Annotated in this window: 16 protein-coding genes; all 16 read left to right on the top strand. The window is 37.1% G+C overall.

The genetic code is table 11. The features are described from left to right. Positions 1 to 208: 208 nt before the first annotated feature. The 16 genes from QWY91_RS18280 (at position 209) to traM (ending at position 15,969) form a co-directional block, all read left to right on the top strand. Positions 209 to 2,623 (top strand): aminotransferase class I/II-fold pyridoxal phosphate-dependent enzyme, encoded by a 2,415-nt coding sequence (locus QWY91_RS18280; protein ID WP_290236941.1) that lies wholly within the window; start codon positions 209 to 211, stop codon positions 2,621 to 2,623. 106 nt (positions 2,624 to 2,729) lie between these two features. Beyond that, a complete protein-coding gene (locus tag QWY91_RS18275) occupies positions 2,730 to 3,563 on the top strand; it encodes an RteC domain-containing protein (protein WP_290236940.1) in 834 nt (277 codons plus the stop codon). A gap of 267 nt (positions 3,564 to 3,830) precedes the next feature. Next, positions 3,831 to 4,109 (top strand): helix-turn-helix domain-containing protein, encoded by a 279-nt coding sequence (locus QWY91_RS18270; RefSeq protein ID WP_290236939.1) that lies wholly within the window; start codon positions 3,831 to 3,833, stop codon positions 4,107 to 4,109. Further along, positions 4,109 to 4,648: a hypothetical protein gene (locus QWY91_RS18265; protein WP_290236938.1), complete on the top strand. Its 540-nt coding sequence runs from the start codon at positions 4,109 to 4,111 to the stop codon at positions 4,646 to 4,648. Before QWY91_RS18270 ends, QWY91_RS18265 begins: the two co-directional genes overlap by 1 nt. Then, entirely contained in the window at positions 4,645 to 5,313 is a 669-nt protein-coding gene (locus QWY91_RS18260) for a P-loop NTPase family protein (RefSeq protein WP_290236937.1), read from the top strand. The genes QWY91_RS18265 and QWY91_RS18260 overlap by 4 nt, the downstream gene beginning before the upstream one ends. Before the next feature lie 370 nt (positions 5,314 to 5,683). Then, positions 5,684 to 6,640 (top strand): nucleotidyltransferase family protein, encoded by a 957-nt coding sequence (locus tag QWY91_RS18255; protein WP_290236936.1) that lies wholly within the window; start codon positions 5,684 to 5,686, stop codon positions 6,638 to 6,640. After that, positions 6,640 to 8,307 (top strand): ThiF family adenylyltransferase, encoded by a 1,668-nt coding sequence (locus QWY91_RS18250; protein ID WP_290236935.1) that lies wholly within the window; start codon positions 6,640 to 6,642, stop codon positions 8,305 to 8,307. The genes QWY91_RS18255 and QWY91_RS18250 overlap by 1 nt, the downstream gene beginning before the upstream one ends. Beyond that, on the top strand, positions 8,304 to 8,771 hold the full coding sequence (locus QWY91_RS18245) for a Mov34/MPN/PAD-1 family protein (protein WP_290236934.1): 468 nt from the start codon (positions 8,304 to 8,306) through the stop codon (positions 8,769 to 8,771). Before QWY91_RS18250 ends, QWY91_RS18245 begins: the two co-directional genes overlap by 4 nt. A 1-nt stretch (position 8,772) precedes the next feature. Beyond that, positions 8,773 to 9,588 carry a DUF6602 domain-containing protein gene (locus QWY91_RS18240; protein WP_290236933.1) on the top strand — a complete coding sequence of 272 codons (816 nt, stop codon included), beginning with the start codon at positions 8,773 to 8,775 and terminating at the stop codon, positions 9,586 to 9,588. Positions 9,589 to 9,881: 293 nt separating this feature from the next. Further along, positions 9,882 to 10,169, top strand: coding sequence for a hypothetical protein (locus QWY91_RS18235; protein ID WP_290236932.1), 288 nt, complete (start codon positions 9,882 to 9,884; stop codon positions 10,167 to 10,169). A gap of 32 nt (positions 10,170 to 10,201) precedes the next feature. Continuing rightward, complete coding sequence (locus QWY91_RS18230) at positions 10,202 to 10,486, top strand: hypothetical protein (protein WP_290236931.1); 285 nt, start codon at positions 10,202 to 10,204, stop codon at positions 10,484 to 10,486. After that, positions 10,473 to 12,878 carry a TraG family conjugative transposon ATPase gene (locus QWY91_RS18225; RefSeq protein WP_290237130.1) on the top strand — a complete coding sequence of 802 codons (2,406 nt, stop codon included), beginning with the start codon at positions 10,473 to 10,475 and terminating at the stop codon, positions 12,876 to 12,878. Before QWY91_RS18230 ends, QWY91_RS18225 begins: the two co-directional genes overlap by 14 nt. Before the next feature lie 17 nt (positions 12,879 to 12,895). Beyond that, the gene (locus QWY91_RS18220) at positions 12,896 to 13,492 is read left to right on the top strand and encodes a TrbJ/VirB5 family protein (RefSeq protein ID WP_386270441.1); all 597 of its coding nucleotides are present in this window, start codon (positions 12,896 to 12,898) and stop codon (positions 13,490 to 13,492) included. Between the two features lie 17 nt (positions 13,493 to 13,509). Beyond that, positions 13,510 to 14,358 (top strand): hypothetical protein, encoded by an 849-nt coding sequence (locus QWY91_RS18215; RefSeq protein ID WP_290236930.1) that lies wholly within the window; start codon positions 13,510 to 13,512, stop codon positions 14,356 to 14,358. A gap of 31 nt (positions 14,359 to 14,389) precedes the next feature. After that, positions 14,390 to 15,001, top strand: a complete 612-nt coding sequence (locus QWY91_RS18210; protein ID WP_290236929.1) for a conjugal transfer protein TraK — start codon at positions 14,390 to 14,392, stop codon at positions 14,999 to 15,001. Positions 15,002 to 15,024: 23 nt separating this feature from the next. After that, positions 15,025 to 15,969 carry a conjugative transposon protein TraM gene (gene traM / locus QWY91_RS18205; RefSeq protein WP_290236928.1) on the top strand — a complete coding sequence of 315 codons (945 nt, stop codon included), beginning with the start codon at positions 15,025 to 15,027 and terminating at the stop codon, positions 15,967 to 15,969. Positions 15,970 to 15,972: the final 3 nt, after the last annotated feature.

Genomic DNA, 15,972 nt, shown 5'->3' with positions numbered 1-15,972 from the left:
TCCCTATTTCCTCTCTAAAAATAATAAAAAATTGATAACCTTAATTTAACATTGAGAATCAAGAAATGATAACATTCCATATAAAACCTTGGCAAATACCCCCATTTGACTTTAAATTTTATGATTTGCCTACAAGACCATATTAATGTTTTGACTGGAAAATAAAGCTGTTGTTTTTTTAGCTTAATAGGAATTTAAAAGATGACGTATGGCTAAAATTAAACATAACAACATACTGAATACCATAATCTCGGTGATGACCAGCGCCAAAGAATCTGGAGCACTTCACCTTTATGCTGATGGAAATTATAGCAATGGGAGAAAACTTCAAATTGATGGCAAAGAACTTTTTAACTTTGGTACGACGGGTTACCTGGGACTTGAACAGGATGCGCGTTTAAAGCAAGGAGCGATTAAGGCAATACAAGCCTATGGAACAGAATTTCCAATGTCGAAGTCCTATGTTTCCCATCCTTTATATCGCGAACTGGAATCCTTAGTGTCAAAAATTTATAATAATCATTATGTAGTGATTACAAAGAATAGTACGCTCGGGCACTTGGGGGTTATTCCATCGGTTGTGGATGATGGTGATGGGGTCATTTTAGATCATCAGGTACACTGGAGCGTTCAAAGTGCCGTACAACCGCTCAAATTGCGATCCGTTCCTATTGAAATGATTCGCCATAATCATCTTAATATGCTTGAAGAAAAAATAAGGCAATTACAATCCAGATGTAATAAAATATGGTACATGGCTGATGGTATGTACTCCATGTTCGGTGATTACGCTCCTATAAATGATCTTATTGCTCTTTCAAAGCAGTATAGACAACTTTATTTATACTTTGATGATGTTCACGGAATGAGTTGGAAAGGCACTAACGGTAGTGGGTACATAATGAGTATTTTAAAGCGATTACCCGAAAAAGTTATTCTCATCTCTACATTAAGCAAAACTTTTGGCGCTAGTGGTGCGGTAATGATTTGTAAAGATAAGAAGGTACAAGAAAGAATTAAAAATTTTGGTGGACCACTCACTTTTTCTATTCAATTAGATCCAGCAGCCGTTGGCGCCGCTATCGCCTCCGCAAAAATTCATCTCAGCCCGGAAATCTATCAATTGCAGCAAGAACTTTCAGATCGTATTGCCTATATGGATCAATGTATTAAAACAACCACTCTTCCTTTAATTACCGATAATGATTCCCCAATATTCTATATAGGCACCGGCATGCCGGATACTGGCTTCAACCTCATCAATAGGTTAATAGCGAAAGGGTTTTACACTAACCTTGGTATTTTTCCTGCTGTGCCTATTAAAAACACCGGATTACGCATTAGTATATCCCGGCATAACTTAAAAGAAGATATTGAGCATTTTGTAGCAGTCTTAAGCGATGAATATCCAAAAGCTCTAAATGATACAGGCACTAGTTTAGACCGTGTATATTCGGCGTTTGGTCGCTCTTTACAGCAGTCTGAAAAATTTAATAAATCCGCTACCACACTTAGGGTGGTCACCTATAATACCATAAAAGAAATTCCAATGGATTTTTGGAATAAACGCGTGGGGCATAATAGTTTTTATGACTGGAACGGTTTAAAGACTTTAGAAGAAATTTTTACACGAGAAAAAACGCCGGAGCATCAACTTCAATTTTTTTATTGCAACGTTCTCGATCAAAATGAGAAATGTATCCTTTCTACCTTTTTTACATATGGCTTATGGAAAGAAGATATGATTGCCCCAGAATCAGTTTCCGACCGAATAGAAAAGGAAAGGGAATCAAATCCATATTTTCGTACTAGCTATTGTCTTTGCATGGGATCTATGGTTACTGAAGGCAAACATCTATTTCTTGAAAAGGAGCATAAGGAATGGAAAAAAGCTTTCGATTTGTTGCTGGAGTATGTAGAAACCTTAGAAAAAAAACTAAATCCAGCTTATATCATCCTACGTGATTTTGAAAAGGAAGATACCGAAATTAAACAATACCTGCATAAAAAAGGATTCATTCAGGTCACCATGCCAGAAGCTGCAATATACGATTCTTTTGGATGGAAAGATCGGAAGGAATACATGCAAAGTTTAAGTAAACGATCCCGTCAACATTTTAGAAAAGATATCCTTGCTTTTGAAGAAGATCTGATAATAGAACATAAGAAATCTGTTAGTGCTGAGCAGCTGCTTCGTTGTTATAAATTATACCAGTATGTAAAAAAACAAAACCTGGGCCTAAATACCTTTAGCTATCCCTTTAATTTATTTACTATTATGAATGAATCTCTCCAATGGGAATTTATATTGACTTACTTAAATGATGAGAATCAAATTTTAGCAGGAGTCATGTTTTGCTATAAAAATGAAACCGGTATTTACACCCCTGCCATTATCGGTATGGATTACGAATATGCATATAAGTACAACATCTATCGCCAGTTATTGTTTCAAACCATACAAAGAGCTAATGTCCTAAATTATAAACGTATCGATTTTGGACTGACAGCAGGCTTTGAAAAACGAAAGCTCGGAGCGAAAATCATTGAAAAATGTGCATATATACAAGCCAAAGACAATTTTCCCATGGAATCCATGGAATGGTTAAGAACAAATGAATAGAATATACCTCTTACAAACGTCAAAATTTATTTGATAAAACTTATACTATTCAAATTTGAAACTAGCCCAGCAACGCCACTATTTGTTATCCATAAATATTCAGCTCATGATCGAGAACATTATGTCGGCCTTTAGCGAAAACATCGATAACCTGATTCATTCCGGGGATTCCGATCTTAAAAAAGCGGAATCTGGGATACAGCTTTCCGTCAAAACCTTATCGAAACTTCAAAAACACGTGAATAAAGAGGATTTTGAAGATCCTCAGTCAGAAATAGACTTCTTTCGTAATATTAAGCCCCTTCCCATGAGCTACCATATCTATTTCTCCCAGATCCGTAATTGTGAAATTAACCTGCCTAAAATTGGCAATTCCCATAAAGTACGCTTTTTGGAGAAAGAGATTAAAAAAATCAATCAGTTCTTTTCAGAAAACAACAGCTTTGTAAGCTATATGGAACAGGGCCATACCTATTTGGATCACCTGTTCTTTAGTCGGCATGGAAAAAGGGATTTTTCCTTCAATCCCAATATTCACTATTACCAATATCCAGAATTCTCTACTTCACACGATATGCTATGGTCACAGGTACAGGCCCTCTACCGTTACATCCATTATATTCGTGAGAAGTTAGAATTAATACAACCCGGAAGCAGTGGAGAATTCAGGGAACGACAGCCTAACCTTTTGGTATGGTCTGGTACTAAAACAAGCCTGGTGGAAATTATCTATGCCCTTTATTTTAAAGGGGATATCAATCACGGCACCGTAGATTTAAAAACCATCGTCGCTGCCTTCGAAGATTTCTTTAATATCGAGATCGATAACTTCTATAAAACCTACGGAGAAATAAAATCACGTAAAGATCCGCGTACCAAATACCTCCACACTATAGCCGCTAAACTTGAAGCTAAAATGCGCGAAGACGACCAAAAGTAGTTTTTCGTAGTTAACCGTTACTTCGAAAATTGCATCTACCACGTTTTTTCGATTCTATTTCTTCTGAATACCTCTTTTCACTACCTCAAAACAGGGCAATTCGTCCTTTTTCACAAGAAAAGTTAAACTTTTTCGTACTACGAACCATCTACCGAAAAAAATCCATCAAAGCCACGCAATTTTACAAAACGAAAGTCAAATCATGGAAAGGGCTGTCATTTAAAATATTTTAACCTTGACGGCCCTTTCTTTTAAACACATTTTGTTATGCCAACAGCTATTATTACCACCGACGATCTTCGGGAATTCAAAATGGAACTGCTTGAAGACATTAAAGAATTACTACAAAGCCAAAATGGTCAGCCTAACAAGAAATGGCTGAAATCCACTGATGTTCTCGAACTGCTCAAGATCTCCCCGGGAACACTCCAGAACCTGCGTATCAATGGTACCATCCCCTATACCAAAATGGGAGGTGTACTTTATTATAATTACGCCGACATAATGGAAGTACTGGAAAATAACCGCGTACATCATAAATTCTGATGGCCGAAGGAATTAATTACATCAAGCATCTAAACGGAGTGTTTGAACATTTTTCTAAAGACAACCGATTGAACCCTACACATATTAGCCTCTACATTGCTTTATTTCAATTGTGGAACGGTAATTTTTTTCGACAGGAATTCTATATCAACCGCGAAGAAGTGATGGAGTATGCAAAGATTGGTTCTAAATCCACCTACCATAAATGTCTTAAAGAGTTGAGCTATTGGAGCTATATTGTGTATATCCCATCACATAACCCTTTTAAAGGAAGTAAAATCAAGATGTTCGATTTTGGGACAAGCTCTGGACAAGTAGTGAACCAAAGCTGTACCAATATCGAGACAAGTAATGAACAAGCAGTGGTATCTATAAATAAACATATACAAACTATACAAAACGCTAAAAACAAAAACAAACAGCGAGATTTTAAAAATTTAAATTTTCAAGATTCAAATGGGAACAAACAAATCGCAACTGTCCCATATCAGGACAACCTTAAGACCAGTACCGATAAAAATTATGATGACCCCCTATGAAATATAAAGCTCCGCATATCATTACCGAAGGTGGCGTCGCCTACCAACTTGGGAAACTACGCAACCAGGAGATCCAGTATGATTTTAAAAAGATGCTGATCTATTTGGATGCTAAAGGGAAAATATTGTTTGGCAAAAAATTTAAAATCTATAAGGAAGATCAATCAACTTTGTATAAGCTTTGCTCCTATTTTATCAGAGACCGTGAGCTCTGTGAAAAATTTGATTTAGATATCGAAAAAGGCCTATTGATTTCCGGTCCGGTAGGCTGCGGAAAAACAAGCCTAATGAAGCTACTTAAGTATATGGTGCCACATCAGCGCCCTTATGAAATGATCCCCTGCCGAAATGTAGTGTTTGGTTTTAATCATTTAGGATATAAAACCATTGAGGATTATGGCAATTCCAGTTTTTTCTGTTTTGATGATCTGGGTGTGGAACCTCCCGGCCGCTTTTATGGAAAAGATTGCAATGTAATAGGTGAAGTTCTGTTATCACGCTACGAGCTTTTTTTAGATACCCAACGTAAAATCAAAACCCACGCCACTACCAATCTTAATGCACAGGAACTGGAAGAACGCTATGGTAACCGCGTTCGTAGCCGTATGCGAGAGCTTTTTAATTTGGTGGCTTTTGATAAGGAAAGTAGGGATAAACGGGTATGATAACCGAAATAAAATCAACTTTAACTATAACTATTTCTATTTGGTTTTCTGAATAAAACAGATAGTGATGAAAGAGCTGAATAATAAATCTAGCTTATGAAAAGAACTAATTCAAAAAAATATAAAATTCTGAGATTCTTTTTGTCTCTTAATTTATTTATTCAAAAAATCAGAAGGGAAGACAATTCGGGTATGTTTTACTTAATTAATATTTTAAGAAACAATAGAGCAATAAATTAACCAAAACTGCCAATATGTCTGGTTAATTTATTTATTTATAAATATTATTGTCAATTTGACTAAAAATTTTAACAAAAAACAAACGGTCTATTTATTGACTATTTAATTTAAACGTTAAAAAATTAAGGATTTGGATAAAAGTAACTATTTAAATGAGGTACTAGATACTCACAAAATGTCTCATATCTCATCTTTATTAAATAAGTATAGAGACAAAAGGCAATTAATAAAAGAAGCTATTGAGGAAAAGCATAGAAATCAGATATATAGCCCTTTAAATTCTGGTTCTTACGCAAAACATACTGCAATTAATACGAAGTTTGATCTTGATGTGGTTATCCCGTTCAAAAAAGATTCTTTTTCTACCCTTGAAGAAATGTTTGAAGATATTTTCGATTTTCTTTACCACAAATATTCTGATGAAGCTACTGTAAGAAAACAAAAAGTATCAATTGGCATTGAGTTTTTTGCAGATGATGATGGCGATGTTATTAGTATTGATATTGTACCTGGCAGAGAATTAAACAAAGATCAGTACGATGAAGATTATAAGCTGAACCTGTATGTTAATTCCAAATATGGCCTTATATCTGAAAAGAGCTACATCCAAACCAACATCAAGGCGCAAATAGACCATATAAAAAATAGAGAGAATGAAAGAAAAATAATCAGGCTCTTAAAAATATGGAAGTCTTCAAATAATGAAGATTACAAATCTTTTTTGTTCGAGCTTATCACCATTAAGGCTTTTGATAAAGCGAACATTAGCGGAAATTTATGGGAAAAATTAGAAGCAGTGATGAAGTATATCAGGGATAATATAACCAATTACGATTTTTCTCTTAAAGACCCAGGAAATAGTGGTAATGATGTTGCAGATACTCTAGAGTCTTGGCAAAAGGAAAATCTTTCAAACAAAATGAACAATATGCTTGATAGAATTAACGATAATGAAGATAATTTAAAAATATATTTTCCAACCAATGAAGTTTTTGAAGAGGACGATGATGAAAGTAAAGCTGGTTATGGTGTAAAGGAAGGAGCAAGTACCTTTTCGATTCCAACTCAAAATCAAAGATTTGGTTAATGAAACAAAGCAGAATCAAGAGAGTAGAAAAGACCGTTGAGACTATACCGTATGTGTCAATTGTAAAGGCATTTTCTGAAAATGAAACTAGTATTGAAGGCGTTGTATCTGTAAATCTTGATGATCTAGAATCCCCTCTCGAATTCAATATTGTTATCTACCCCCAGTACCCTTTTAAAAGTCACGAATCCGAAACTATTAAGTTCTTCAATATAAATTTGTTGGAGTACAATCACGTTATGGGGGATGGAGTGATTTGTATTCATACATCAAGCAACCCTATTATTGAGAAAAAGTTACTGATAGATTTTGAATCCCTTAAAAACTGGATTGTAAAATATTACCTCAATAATGACAAAGACAGCCATTACGAACATTTGATAGTTCCAGAATCTACTGTTAACGATGAAACATATGCATTTTCCTTTACGGAAGTTGACTACAAATTTTCAAAAGGAGAATATGGCTTTGTAAACTTAACATTCCTATCTGTTGGGAAGTACAGAGAGACAAAAATAAACAATTACTTAACCCAAGGCTTTGTAAATGCTTTTGGAGGCAATCTTGCCTTTTGCAATTGGAATGAAGCTTACAAAAAAAGTAAAAATTACAGTCACGGAATTTTTGTATTCTTGGAAGAACCTCCAGCAAAACATAAAAGATTTATAATCACAAATTGGATAGACTTTTCAGAGGTATTGAGCGATGAGTTTTTAAAGTTTCTTCACAACTGCGAGAAAGAATATCTCAAAAAGAAGAGAAAGGGACAATATGTCCCACTTTACGTGGGGTATAAAATTTCAGATGTCGAAATTCATTGGCAAACAGCGATGATTGAAATCGGAAACTTCCCAATCACTGGAGTCAAGGAAAATCAAAAGTGGTATAGTCGCTTAATAGAGCAAGAAATAAAATGGGGACTCACTAGAAATGCATCTTATAAATACTTCTTTGGAAGAGGCAAATTTACGGATTCGATAGCTGATAAAAGGATTTTAATAGTTGGAGTAGGTGCCATTGGTAGTATTGTGGCTAAAACCTTAGTAAGATGTGGATGCAGGAAAATTGATTTAACCGATTATGATAGGAAAGAACCTGAAAACATATGTCGTTCAGAATATGAGTTCTTACCGGGAGTGACAGATAAGGTTGAAGAGTTAAGCAATCACCTTTATCACGTCTCGCCATTTGTTCACATAAATCATATTAACCAAACATATTTTGAAGTTGTTTCAAAGGCATTGTTTGATCAGCCGAAAGCAAAAAAAGAACTGGAAGATTTTCTGAATTCCTATGATATTATTTTTGATTGTACTACAGATAATGATTTAATGTACGTCTTAAATTCTTTGTCCTTAAAAAATCAAATGATAAATCTTTCAGTGACAAACCATTCCAAGGACTTAGTATGTGCCTTTTACCCCAACATTTACAACTTCGTGACAAATCAGTTTTCTAAAATACTGAACAATAACGTTGAAGATTTGTACAATCCCACAGGCTGTTGGAGTCCCACATTTAAAGCTTCTTATAACGACATTAGCTCTCTAGTTCAATATGCCTTAAAACAGATAAATTTAATCTTTCAGGAAAAAGCTAGCAGAAACAACTTTGTAATAACTAGTCATATTGAAAATGGCTATCAATTAAAATTAAAACAATATTGATATTTTTTAATCAGCATAAAAACGTAAAAGTGGTGCTCTCAGACTACCTTCTTCAAGAAATAGGAGTTTATGGAACTAAATGTTACCCTAAAGAATTCGGCGGAATTTTAATTGGGGAGTACACTGAAGATTTTAAAACATTAAATATAAGAGATACAATCTTGCCCAAAAAGTATAAAGGGGAAAGCTATTCTTTTGAAAGAAGCATTACAGGTTTGGTTGAACATCTTAAAAAAATCTACCAGTTAAAACCTAGTCAATATTATGTTGGTGAGTGGCATACTCATCCAGACGGCTCAACTCATTATAGCAATACAGATTTGAATTCAATGATAGAGATTGCCGATTGCAAAACTGTTAATATCCAAAATCCTGTGCTACTAATCTTAAGTGTTAATAAGTCAAAAGTAAATGACTTAAGCCTATATGTATATGACAATAAAAAACTTCTAAAATATGAATAAAATGGACCTTAAGTCATTATTTTTTGGTCTTCAGAATCAAATGACAACCCAATTAAATAATAATAGAGACTTTATTTTACATCCTGGCTCAAAAGGAGAAGCCTTGGAAAATGCTTGGATAGAATGGTTACAAAAATATCTACCCAACAGGTATAGTGTAGATAAAGCTATAGTTATAGATTCTGACGGATATATAAGTCATCAAATGGACATAGTTATTTATGATAATTGGTACACGCCTTTTATTTTTTCACAAAATGGATTCCATTATATACCAGCAGAAGGTGTTTATGCAGTCTTTGAGGTGAAGCCAGATATTCAAGGAAACGTTGGCGAGAAAACTTACATTGAATATGCTGCGGAAAAAATCGAGAGTGTAAGAAAGTTAAAAAGAACTAGCACTAATATGATTAATTCTGGAAGAAGATATGCCCCACGGCCATTGACAAAAATTGTGGGAGGTATCTTGACAAGTACAAATACATTTACCCATTCCAACAATACCACTATTAAATCACATCTTAAAAAGCATACTGGTTTAAAAGGTATTGACTTGGGATGCATTGCAGATTATGGCTCTTTTGTTATTGACTATGAACCCAACAAAGAAATTAAAGAGTTAGGCAATGATAAGTTCATTGAATATTATGAAAACAGAAGTGTTAAAGAAATTCGGTTTAGTAAATCCGAGAATTCTCTAATAACATTTTTTTTACAGCTAACCAGATATTTACAGCAAGCAATTGGAACAGTACCTGCAATTGATTTAAAAGTTTATTTAAACAAAATAGGAGAAAAATTAGATGAGGAAATTTGATAAATAGGTTAATTAAAACAACATTTACTCATTTTTATACCGTGTAGAAGTTAATCTTCCATAACCAAAATCCCAAATCTGACGTTTTCAGACACTCTTTCCATTTCCTCTTTTCGAGTTATCAACAGCATCCCTTCCAAATTTCATAAAATTTAATGGCAAATCATACCATTGAAAATCAATACCATATAAATAATATTTTATTCACAATAAATTGATTTTCAATTATTTAAAACCTTAAATCATTAATTTTCTCATAACGAAAACGAATCAAAAATTTAAAACGTTCCGTTATGAAAAAATCTATTTACCTGGCGAGTTTGTTTTCGCTATTATCTACTTCCTTATTTGCCCAAATTGGCGGTATTGAAGATTCCGTCAATGATATTTCCAACACCATCCGGTCCATATTCCCCATTATCCTGGGGGTCATCTTTTTGGTCGGTTTCCTATTTAATGCCGGGCATTTCTTTGGGGAAAATGCCGATCTGAAAAAAGGGATTACCCGTGTGCTCGTGTTTGTACTCATCGCCGGTGCCGTAGTGGGCATCTTTACTTATCTCATCGGAATAGTGGTGTAAGCCTCTATCATTCAATAAAAATAAACTTCCTTATGAAAAAGTTTATTCCCTATAAAAACATTCGAAAACGGGCAATGATTTTAGGGCTCCCCCTCTCCTTTTTTGCCTTGCAAATGATCTCGGTGATCGCCTCCCTACTGCTCATCATTTTCTCTTTTAGCCTAGGGATGATTGCAACGATACTGCTATGGAATATCGCCCTGTATGTTTTGCTGAACAAACTTGTTCAGCATCCGGGACTATTCCATTTCCAGAAAGTATTTCCACGAAATATCAGCAACAAGAAATTAAGCCCGTTCTATGATGAAAAAGATTAACCTTTCGGCTTACCATCCCATCCTGGATATTCAGAATAATGTACTTTTTGCATCCAATGGCAATATCGTGCTCGGTTACCAGGTATCGCTGCCCGAAATTTATTCCCTCTCGGAAAAAGATTTTGAAGATCTGCACGCAAGTTGGTTTCAGGCCTTCAAATCACTGCCGGCTGGAACCGTTATCCAGAAACAGGATAATTACCGAAAATCAACTTATACGGCTGAAGAACTTCCTTGCGACACCTTCCTGCAAAAAGCCACCCATTATTATTTTAAAAATCGGGAGTACTTACAGCACCAAAGCTACCTGTTTTTTGTGCTTCCTCTGGACAAGCATCTAAAAGCTTCCAAATATGTCAACCCGTTTCGGAAGACCGAAAAAGGCATTCATAAAAAGTTGGATCACCAGGTCAGGGAATTTATTGGGGCGGTGAACGATGCTGTATCCTTTATTAATAACAGTAGAAAAATAAATATTTCCCCTTTAGGTCAAGATGCTATTTTGGAATTCACCCACTCCTATTTCAACGGGTTCCACCAGGACGTAGATACGGATATCAGGCTGGATCAAAACGGAATTGCCATTGGTGAACACCATTTTGATATACTGGCAATCAATAGTGAACAGTGCTTTGGGGAAAGCCTGCAAAGTAGCAAAGTCAATGAAAAATTCACTTCTGATCATTTCACTTTTCATCAGGGCTTTATCGATGGCTTAGGATTGGATTTGGAAGAAGACCATATCATCAACCACATCCTTTACCTGGATGATAAGCACAAATGGCGAAAAGTATTGGAAAAGAAAATCGAGGAGCTTTCCAAGAGCTCCAACTTCGGAACCCAAAACAAAGTGGTATTAAAGAAAATCCGTGAGATCGTTAATCGCATCAATGAAGATGAAAGTTCACGGATTATCCGTGGCCATTTCAACATTATTTTTTGGTCTGAGGAAGCAGAACAACTCAGTAGGATAGCTTCTAAAATCAAAACAGAATTTAAGGAACTGGATATGCTTCCATACTATCCCAAAGGAGAAGAGCGTAAGCATTATTTTTTAAATTCCTATCCTTGTTTTGCCTCCAATTTTTCTAATGAAGATCTTTACGTAACCGATCTTAAGCACGCCCTATGCTTATACATCAATAATACCAATTACCGCTCAGATCATACCGGGATTATTTTTAATGACCGCCAACATAATATCCCGGTCCTAAAGGATGTATGGGATGAAAAAAAGAAACGTATCAAGGCACGCAACTTTGCCATCTTCGCTCCCACGGGGGAAGGAAAATCCTTTTTGGCCAATAACATCCTGCGCCAATATTTTGAGAGCGGTGTACGCTTGGTCATCATCGATCTGGGCGGTTCCTATTCCAAATTCGCCAAACTCTATCCCAACGATCATACTATTTTACGCTACGAGCAGGGAAAAAACTTAGGGATTAACCCATTTTATATTTCTAAGGAAGCAGATCTTACTCCCGAACGTCTGGAAGATCTTTCGGTATTCCTTCTGGAACTTCTGGCTGAAGGTCAAAAAGTATCCAAAGGCAAGGAAGTAGCAATGAAAAAGGTGCTCTTACAGTATTACCAGCAAATCCGGGATAAGCATTCGCTAGCTTCTTTATACCACTTTGTTGATAAAAATAAAGATACGCTCATACAAAGATTAGGAATCCGGGAGGCGCATTTCAGTACATATGATTTCCTGCATATTCTTTCGGAATATGTGGAGGGAGGCCTTTACAGCTTTCTATTTAACGTGGGGGCCGATCAAACCTATAAGATCGAAGACAAACGGATGATCGTTTTTGAACTGGATGAAGTCCGTGACAATAAGGAAATCCTCTCGGTAATGCTCAAACTGATCAAATCAGCCATTGAGCGTACGATCTGGCAAAACCGGTCTGAAAAAGGCATTATCCTTTTTGATGAATTTGCCAAGCAACTGAAGTTTGACAATGTTTTGGAAAGTGTGGAATTCTATTACCAGGCCATCCGAAAACAAAACGGGGCTATCGGGATTATCCTGCAATCCATCAACCAGTTGCCCAACAATTCAACTTCGGCCAGTATTCTGGAAAACACCCAGGTGATCTATAGCCTTCGTAATGAAAAAGGTTATGGCGAATTGCAGAAACGCCTGAACCTCTCTGCTCACGATCTGAACCAGTTATATTCCATTCGTAACAATCTTACCGGCGAGCGGAAATACACCGAAATGTTTATCAAAATAGGTAAAGAAAGCAACGTGTTCCGTTTGGAAGTCCCCCCAGAAGTCTATGCGGCCTACCTGACCGATGGTAGTGAGAACCAGACCATAATGGCCATTTATAAACAAACCAATGATATGGAAAAGGCCATTGAATTCTTCCTAAAAGAAAAAGTATAACCCTAAATCAACATTCTATGAAATATCCTCTAAATCGAAACATCAAAAGATTCTTGGTAACCTTATCCCTTGCTCTCTTTTCATCAGGCCACATGGTGGCCCAGGGAATGCCAGTGTATGATAACACGAATTTTATCAGCCTGGCCAAACAGCTGATCGAATCCGCAAAACAAACCTCGAACTTACTAAAGACCGTCGAGTTTCTTAAACAACAGAAAGAACGGATCGAACAGGTAAGCAATGTGATTCAGCAATTGGATGCCGTAGGAAAATTGATTCAGAATAACCAGTACCTCTTTAATATGGTGCAGGGCGATTTGCAAGAAATCCTCAACTCCCCGTATATCAAACCCGATGAAATCAACCGGGTGACAGCCTCCTTTGAGGAAATTATTGACCGTTCGATGGAAAGCGTGGATTATGTAAACAAAATCCTGACCAGTGATTATCTAAAAATGAGCGATGCGGAAAGAGCTACCGTATTAAAAGATTATGAAACAAGATCCAATGAGATGGTCGCCGAGGTGCAGAACAAAACACGTCGGTACAAGGAAATCATTTCCTTTCGGAAAATGCAGGATCATATCAATAACCGCCCACTAAGTGGGATTTAATAAAAAGCCTAAATGAAATGACGAATACTGTGATAAGTCCAGGTTTAGGATTGGAATATATAGATACGGTCTTTCAAACGATCAAAGACAGTGATTTTTCCCAGTATACCATTACCGGGATGAAAACACTGGCCGTATTGTTTTTCCTGATCAATATCCTTAAAAAATATAATGAAGGGGTGGCTGCGACCGATGGACATACCTGGGGATTACACCCGACCGAACTTTTTAAAAACTTTGCCATTGTCCTGCTGGTTATTTTCTCTACACAGGTATTGGATGTATTTGATACTATTCTCGTGGCTATAGAAGACCAATACCGGGATACGGCCCCGGCACTCCTCCCCTTGCAGCTTAGTGATGTTGATCTTGAACGGGATGTGGGTGCCGTGGCGGCCGCCAAAAAAGCACTGGCACTGTTATACGAAGCCTTGGTAACCCCGCTATACGGACTTAAAATTCTTGCTTTTATCATTGGGGTAGTCCTATGGCTGTTGGATCTGTTTATCTATCCGCTCTTTTTGGCGGAGCGCTATTTTCTATTGGGAATAATGCAGGCTTTTTTTCCGCTGGTGATAAGCCTGGCGGTATTTGAGAAATTCCGTTCCCTGGCCTATACCTTTTTTAAGCTCTATGCCGGGGTATATATGCTTGTGCCGGCCTTCTTTCTGGTCAATATTTTTATCAATAACCTCTATACCGAAATCAATAGCCATTTTTGGAGCGACCTATTCGGAACGGACTGGGGAGGCGAGTTTTTTGCACCTGTCATCGAATGTGCCTCCATCGGTTTTATCGTCCTGCTCAAATTTAAGCTCTACCGCAAGGCAAGCACCTTTACCCTGCGACTCTTTACTGGAGATTAATGTTTTAAGAACCGTATAAATCTAACACAAAATGAAAATACCCTATCAAAATATTTACAAGGTCTTACGGACCAATCGTTTTATCGTCCTCTCCTCGGTATTTTGCTCGGCCGTGGTCTGTATCATTTCCGTACTAATGGTCATCAAACTCCACCGGGAATCCCAGAACAATGCTTTTGTGGTTAATGGGGACGGTAGCGTTATTCCCCTGAAAGTGTTGAAGCAACGGGAAAACCTGAAGGTCGAAGCCCTGGCCCATCTGGAACTGTTCCATCGCTATTTTTATGGGCTTAATGCCAACAATTACAAAAGTAATATCGAAAAGAGCCTATGGCTGGGAAACAGTTCCGTATCCGACCTCTATCAGCAAAAACAGGCCGAAGGGGTCTATAACCGGCTTTTGCAGTATTCCCTGGTACAAAAGGTCATTAGTATTGATTCGCAGGTTGACCTTCAAAATCAACCCTACCAATTTAGCACCACCACCGTCTTTGAGATTAACCGTGGATCGGTAACTGACCGCTATGAATTGAAAACGACTGGAAAACTGTTGCAGGTCGACCGCAATTTTCCGCACAATCCGCACGGACTGCTCATCACCGACTTTTTTGAAAATAGCCTTCGCAAAATTAACCCTGAATAATACTTATTACTAAATCCATATGTATGAAACTTCAAAAGAATAAAATCGTAATGATACTGATTGTGGCCAGTGTCGTCCTGTTTATCGTTGCCTATTCCATCATCACTTTTGGCAAGGACGAAGAAACCACTATCGATAACCATCAGGTACCGGTTCCCAAATTAGGGGGCGACCAAAAACAATATGAAACAAAAATGGAAGCCCTGGAAAGCATCAAAGAGGAACGTCAGATCAATGCACCAAGCGTCTATGATGAAGAGCTGCTGGACGCTACCGGAAATTATGATCCTGACCTAATGGATAAAGAAAAAAGACGGATGATTGACAGTATTTATTCGCAAGGGAATATTGATTACACCAACAGTACCTACCGGCAAGACCAATCAGTTCCCCTAACCCCTGCTTCATCCCAAAATGATACGTTATCCAAAAAAATCAATAAAAAAGAACGGGAAGAAGCCGCCAAAGAAATGGGGTTGGAACATCAACTCTTTTTTGCCTCGGAGCCAAAAGAGAATTTAAATATCCTATCCCAAAACACAGACGGGCAATTGTATGTCCAAGTTGATGGTACACAGACCATCAAACAACATTACCGGCTTCGAATGCGGCTTTCGCGAGCTGCCCTGATCGATGGAAAATGGGTGTCCAAAAATACCCTTCTGTATGGCTTTGTGAGTTTTAAACCCAATCGCACCCTACTTACTATCGAGCATATTAATGGCAGACCGGTTTCCTATGAGGCCTATGACCTGGCCGATGGCAGTGAAGGGATTTATATCGAGAACAGTTTCCGGGAAGAGGTGCGCCGTCAGGTAATAGGTGATGTCGTGGATGAACTTGAAGTGCCGGGAGTACCACAGGTGAGCGGTATCAAACAGCTTTTTAGAAGGAGTAACCGTCAGGTTAAAGTGACCGTACTTGACGGTTATCAATTACTATTAAAAATACCACAAACAAATTCTTAAAAT

This window comes from Zunongwangia endophytica, from assembly GCF_030409505.1.
Classification (GTDB): domain Bacteria; phylum Bacteroidota; class Bacteroidia; order Flavobacteriales; family Flavobacteriaceae; genus Zunongwangia; species Zunongwangia endophytica.
Note: the sequence above shows the minus strand (reverse complement) of the source record. Positions and strands in the feature narration are given on the sequence as shown.

Bases quoted from the DNA above. Each gene is read 5' to 3' on its own strand.
- QWY91_RS18280 (WP_290236941.1), top strand. From the start codon at position 209: ATGGCTAAAATTAAACATAACAACATACTGAATACCATAATCTCGGTG.
- QWY91_RS18275 (WP_290236940.1), top strand. From the start codon at position 2,730: ATGATCGAGAACATTATGTCGGCCTTTAGCGAAAACATCGATAACCTG.
- QWY91_RS18270 (WP_290236939.1), top strand. From the start codon at position 3,831: ATGCCAACAGCTATTATTACCACCGACGATCTTCGGGAATTCAAAATG.
- QWY91_RS18265 (WP_290236938.1), top strand. From the start codon at position 4,109: ATGGCCGAAGGAATTAATTACATCAAGCATCTAAACGGAGTGTTTGAA.
- QWY91_RS18260 (WP_290236937.1), top strand. From the start codon at position 4,645: ATGAAATATAAAGCTCCGCATATCATTACCGAAGGTGGCGTCGCCTAC.
- QWY91_RS18250 (WP_290236935.1), top strand. From the start codon at position 6,640: ATGAAACAAAGCAGAATCAAGAGAGTAGAAAAGACCGTTGAGACTATA.
- QWY91_RS18240 (WP_290236933.1), top strand. From the start codon at position 8,773: ATGGACCTTAAGTCATTATTTTTTGGTCTTCAGAATCAAATGACAACC.
- QWY91_RS18235 (WP_290236932.1), top strand. From the start codon at position 9,882: ATGAAAAAATCTATTTACCTGGCGAGTTTGTTTTCGCTATTATCTACT.
- QWY91_RS18230 (WP_290236931.1), top strand. From the start codon at position 10,202: ATGAAAAAGTTTATTCCCTATAAAAACATTCGAAAACGGGCAATGATT.
- QWY91_RS18225 (WP_290237130.1), top strand. From the start codon at position 10,473: ATGAAAAAGATTAACCTTTCGGCTTACCATCCCATCCTGGATATTCAG.
- QWY91_RS18220 (WP_386270441.1), top strand. From the start codon at position 12,896: ATGAAATATCCTCTAAATCGAAACATCAAAAGATTCTTGGTAACCTTA.
- QWY91_RS18215 (WP_290236930.1), top strand. From the start codon at position 13,510: ATGACGAATACTGTGATAAGTCCAGGTTTAGGATTGGAATATATAGAT.
- QWY91_RS18210 (WP_290236929.1), top strand. From the start codon at position 14,390: ATGAAAATACCCTATCAAAATATTTACAAGGTCTTACGGACCAATCGT.
- traM (WP_290236928.1), top strand. From the start codon at position 15,025: ATGAAACTTCAAAAGAATAAAATCGTAATGATACTGATTGTGGCCAGT.